The organism is Stenotrophomonas sp. 05L44_2, assembly GCF_056665995.1.
Genome location: NZ_JBFTNR010000259.1, coordinates 1 through 5,110, shown reverse-complemented (window position 1 = coordinate 5,110; position 5,110 = coordinate 1). Strand labels below are relative to the sequence as shown.

5 protein-coding genes are annotated in these 5,110 nt (G+C 67.5%); 3 read left to right on the top strand and 2 right to left on the bottom strand.

Going from position 1 to position 5,110, the window contains the following annotated elements; all coding sequences use genetic code 11:
* The coding region (locus AC1VAN_RS10710) for an MFS transporter (RefSeq protein ID WP_480985778.1) at window positions 1–1,000 on the bottom strand (1,000 nt) is incomplete at its 3' end.
* A gap of 147 nt (window positions 1,001–1,147) precedes the next feature.
* On the opposite strand from AC1VAN_RS10710, the gene AC1VAN_RS10705 reads away from it, so the two are divergent.
* Entirely contained in the window at window positions 1,148–1,801 is a 654-nt protein-coding gene (locus tag AC1VAN_RS10705; protein ID WP_235189913.1) for a hypothetical protein, read from the top strand.
* 6 nt (window positions 1,802–1,807) lie between these two features.
* Here the strand turns inward: AC1VAN_RS10705 and AC1VAN_RS10700 are convergent, their stop codons facing one another.
* Entirely contained in the window at window positions 1,808–3,304 is a 1,497-nt protein-coding gene (locus tag AC1VAN_RS10700) for an aldehyde dehydrogenase (protein WP_032975672.1), read from the bottom strand.
* Window positions 3,305–3,458: 154 nt separating this feature from the next.
* Between AC1VAN_RS10700 and aptA the strand changes: the two genes are divergently transcribed.
* Entirely contained in the window at window positions 3,459–4,811 is a 1,353-nt protein-coding gene (gene aptA / locus AC1VAN_RS10695; protein WP_032975670.1) for an omega-aminotransferase AptA, read from the top strand.
* 63 nt (window positions 4,812–4,874) lie between these two features.
* Window positions 4,875–5,110: ParB N-terminal domain-containing protein (locus tag AC1VAN_RS10690; protein ID WP_480985777.1), on the top strand; the 236-nt coding region annotated here is incomplete at its 3' end.

The window sequence follows — 5,110 nt, the reverse complement described above, 5'->3', positions numbered from 1 at the left end:
GGCTGCCGGCCTGGAACAACGGCGCGAACAGCACACCGAAGCCGATGATCAGCAGGCTGGCGATGGCCATCGTGCGGCGCGTTCCCCAGCGATCACCGTAGCGTGCCGACAGCGGAATGCCGGCGGCGAAGAAAAGCATCGCCACCATCTGCATCAGCAGGAACTGCTCGCGGCTGTAGCCGAGCACGGCGGTGCCATGGCCGAGGCTGAATACCGTCATCAGGTAGAACAGCACGAAGGTGGCGAACGCACCCAGCGTGCCCAGCAGCATCGGCAGCGGATGGTCGCGCAGCACCGTCCACATCGGCAGGCGCACCGGCGCCTTGCGCTCCAGCGCGCGCTTGAAATCCGGTGTCTCGTGGATGTTCAGCCGCACCCACAGGCCAAGGCCGACCAGCAGCGCGCTGGCAACGAASGGAATGCGCCAGCCCCATTGCAGGAAATCGTCCTGGCCCAGAAAGCGACCGAGCAGCAGAAAGATGCCGGCTGACAGAAGGAAGCCGATCGGTGCACCCAGCTGCGGGAACATGCCGTACCAGGCGCGCTTGCCCGGTGGTGCGTTCTCGGTGGCCAGCAGCACCGCCCCACCCCATTCGCCGCCCAGGCCCAGCCCCTGGCCGAAGCGGCACAGCGCCAGCAGTGCCGGCGCCCACAGGCCGATCTGCGCATGGGTGGGCAGCAGGCCGATGGCGACCGTGGACAGGCCCATGGTCAGCAGCGCGGCCACCAGGGTGGCCTTGCGGCCGATACGGTCCCCGAAGTGACCAAACACCGCCGAGCCCACCGGGCGTGCGATGAACGCCACCGCGAAGGTGGCCAGGGACTGCAGCAAGGCGGCCTGGTCGCTGCTTTCCGGGAAGAACAGGTGCGGGAACACCAGCACCGCGGCGGTGGCGTAGATGTAGAAGTCGAAGAACTCGATGGTAGTGCCGATCAGGCTGGCCAGCAGGACACGGCGGGGAGAATTCACGGGTGGCGCGGCAGCGGTGATCGTCGACATCGGCAAGGCGGGTAACGGCGGATCGACCGATTCTGCCACGCTTGGCCGCCCCGCCGGGGCAATGGTTTCAGGCGACACCGACGCCAACGAATTCTTTCCGGGGGGCCGCTACGCTGCACCACCGGTCCCTGCATGGATGCTTCACCGATGAGTTCTGCCGCCCCGCAGTCATGCTCCGATTCCCCGCTGCTGCCTCGCCTGGCTGCATGGCTGGCGGTGCTGCTGGTGCATCTGCTGATGCTGTGGTGGCTGTTGCATGCGGGGCGCATCGCCTTGATCGCACACGACAATTCGCGGATCAGCCTGCGTTGGCTGCCGCCGGAAGCGCCGCCGATGAGCCCTCAGGTTGTCGATGCATCACGGCCGTCGGCTGCGCCGCACCAGATTCCGCACGCCCCCGCGCTTCCTACTGCGCAGGCCGAGCAGCGCTCAGCGCATGTCGATCGGCAACGCAGCGCGGCTGCGCGCAACCAACCACTGAATCTGAGGCTGCCGGCTGGCAGCATCGATGGTGGCGATGGCATCACTGCCGAGGGTGTGGCCGCAAAGCTGATCGGCCGCCGTGAGGTGCATGCGGCGTTCGCCCCCCGTCGCCCACCTTTCCGGATCCACCGGCAAATGACGCCCGAGCAGATCCTGCAGGGTGTTGCCCAGATGCTCGGCACCTGGCCACCGGGCTACATGGTTGACCCGTGCACGCTGGGCCAGCAGGACATGCACTACTTCCAGAACGCAGTGGAGGAAGTGGACCGGCAGTTGCTGCGCGAGGCGGTGCTGCAGGTCAGTGCAAGCTGCCGGTAGCGCGGTCTACAGCTGGATCCAGGTGGCCTTGATCTCGCTGTACTTGTCGAAGGCGTGCAGCGACTTGTCACGACCGTTGCCGGACTGCTTGTAGCCACCGAACGGTGCCGTCATGTCACCGCCATCCCAGCCGTTCACCCACACGCTGCCCGCGCGCAGTTGGCGGGCTACGCGATGGGCGCGTCCAAGATCCCGCGTCCACAGGCCGGCGGCCAGTCCATAGCGACTGTCGTTGGCCAAGCGCACGGCCTCGGCTTCGTCATCGAAGCCGAGCACCGCCAGCACCGGGCCGAACACTTCCTCGCGGGCCAATGCCTGTTCCGGGCGTACCTGGTCGAACACCGTCGGCTGCACGTAGCAACCGCCCGCCTCCACTTCGGCTCTCTGGCCGCCCAGCAGCAGGCGCGCGCCATCGGCTTCGGCCCGGGCGATGTCGGCCAGTACCTTGTCCACGTGCGCGGCATCGACCAGCGCCCCCATCGGTGCATCGGCCTCCAGCGGATGGCGGGGCTGCATGCGTTGGCCGTAGGCGATCACCTGGTGCACGAAGTCATCGCGGATCGAACGCTGCACCAGCAACCGCGAACCGGCGGTGCAGACTTCGCCCTGGTTGAAGAAGATGCCCTGCGCCACGCCCTTGGCGGCTGCATCCAGGTCCGGCGCGTCGGCGAACACCACGTGCGGGCTCTTGCCACCGCATTCCAGCCAGACCCGCTTGAGGTTGGAGCGCCCCGCGTATTCGAGCAGCCTGGCGCCGGTAGCGGTGGAGCCGGTGAAGGCCAGCACGTCCACGTCCATGTGCAGGGCCAGCGGCTCGCCCACGCGTGAGCCGTGACCGGGCAGCACGTTGAGCACGCCGTCCGGCAATCCCGCTTCGGCCGCCAGTGCGGCCAGCCGCAACGCACTCAGTGGCGAGCGCTCGGAGGGTTTCAGCACTACTGAATTTCCCATCGCCAATGCCGGCGCGATCTTCCAGCACGCCATCAGCAGCGGAAAATTCCACGGCACGATGGCCGCCACCACGCCTGCGGCCTCGCGCGTGACCAGGCCCAGCTCGTGCGGACCGGTGGGGGCGATTTCACCGTACAGCTTGTCCACCGCTTCAGCGGTCCAGGTCAGGCAGCGCACCACGCCGGGAAGATCGATGCGACGCGCATCGCGGATCGGCTTGCCCATGTCCAGCGTTTCCAGCAGGGCCAGCTCATCGGCGTGCGTCTCCACCAGCGCGGCCAGCGCCAGCAGCACGCGCTTGCGATGGGCGGGGCTGGCCTGCGACCAGTGGCCTGCCTCGAACGCGCAGCGCGCCGAGGCCACCGCACGCTCGACGTCCTGTGCATCACAGTCGGCCACCGCACCCAGTACACGCCCGTCGATCGGGCTGATGCAATCAAAGCGCGCGCCGCTGGCGGCATCCACGTAGCGGCCATCGATGAACGCTTGCGCAGGAATCGCCACGCGGCTGCGCAGGGCCTGCCAGTGGCTGCGGTCGGGGAAGTCGGCCATGGGTCGCTCCAGCAATCAACGTTCCTTGTTTATACCGGCGCGGCCGCGACCCCACCGTGATCGACCGCGCTGCGCGCTCGCCGGGCCATGCCTGCCGACAGAACCGTGACGCGGCTGCGCTAGAGTCGCACCCATCGGACCCGACGGAGCCGGCATGAAAACCCCTGCAAGCGACCTGCACGACCTGGCCACCCAGCGCCCCGATTCACTGGACGCGTACTGGATGCCGTTCACTGCCAACCGCCAGTACAAGGGCGCGCCGCGCATGCTGGTACGTGCCGAGGGCATGCACTACGAGGACGTCGATGGGCGCGCCATCCTCGATGGCACCGCTGGCCTGTGGTGCTGCAATGCAGGGCACGCGCGCCGACGCATCGTCGAAGCGATCGCCGAGCAGGCCGCCACCCTCGATTACTCGCCGGCCTTCCAGATGGGTTCGCCGCCGGCCTTCGCCCTGGCGCAGCGATTGGCGGCACTGGCCCCGGCCGGGCTGAACCACGTGTTCTTCACCAGCTCGGGTTCGGAGGCGGTGGATTCAGCGATGAAGATCGTGCTGGCCCACCACCGCCTGCGCGGCGAGGGACATCGCACGCGTTTCATCAGCCGTGAGAAGGCCTACCACGGGGTCGGCTTCGGCGGCATGGCACTGGGCGGGCTGCCCAACAACCGCCGCCAGTTCGGCCTGCAGCTCGGCGGCGTGGACTACCTGCGGCATACCCTGGACCTGTCACGCAATGCGTTCAGCAAGGGCCTGCCACGCCAGGGCGCAGAGCTGGCCGACGATCTGGAACGGCTGATCGCCCTGCACGATCCGTCCACCATTGCCGCGGTGTTCGTTGAACCCATCGCCGGCTCGGCCGGGGTGATCCTGCCGGCGCCGGGCTATCTGCAACGACTGCGCGAGATCTGCGACCAGCACGGCATCCTGCTGGTGTTCGATGAGGTCATCACCGGCTTCGGCCGGGTTGGCATGGCGTTCGCCGCACAGCGTTTCGGGGTCACCCCGGACCTGTTGACCTTCGCCAAGGGCGCCAGCAACGGCGCGGTGCCGCTGGGAGGCGTGCTGGTCGGCGACAGCGTGCATGCCAGCTTTATGCAGGGTCCGCCACAGGCCATCGAGCTGTTCCATGGCTATACGTATTCGGGCCACCCCTTGGCCTGCGCGGCGGCGTTGGCCACGCTGGACATCTACGCCGAGGAACGGTTGTTCGAGCGCGCGATCGAGCTGGGCGAATACTGGCAGGAGCGCCTGCACGCCCTGCAGGGGTTGCCGAACGTGATCGACATCCGCAACTTCGGCCTTGTCGGTGCGGTGGAGCTGGCACCGCGCAAGGATGCCCCCGGCAGCCGTGGCTACGAGGTGTTCCGCCGCTGCTTCCACGACGGGCGCCTGCTGGTCCGCTGCACCGGCGACATCATCGCGTTGTCACCGCCGCTGATCGTGGACAAGGCACAGATCGACCGGATCACCGGCACCCTGGGCGAGATGATCCGGGCCACCGCCTGAGGCCAGGGAGGTGCTGGCGAGCGGGTACAATGGGCGGTTCCGCTCCTGCCTGTTGCCGTGCCCATGAACATCGTCGTCAAAGAAGAACTCAAGGCCTACATCGACCCGCTCACCGCCGACGAACACGAGGCGCTGGAGCGCAGCATCCTCGCCGAAGGCTGCCGCGATGCGCTGGTACTGTGGGGCGACGTACTGGTGGATGGACACAACCGCTTCGGCATCTGCCAGAAGCATGGACTGCCGTTCAACACCGTGCAGAACACCCGCTTCCAGAGCATGGAAGACGTGCACCTATGGAT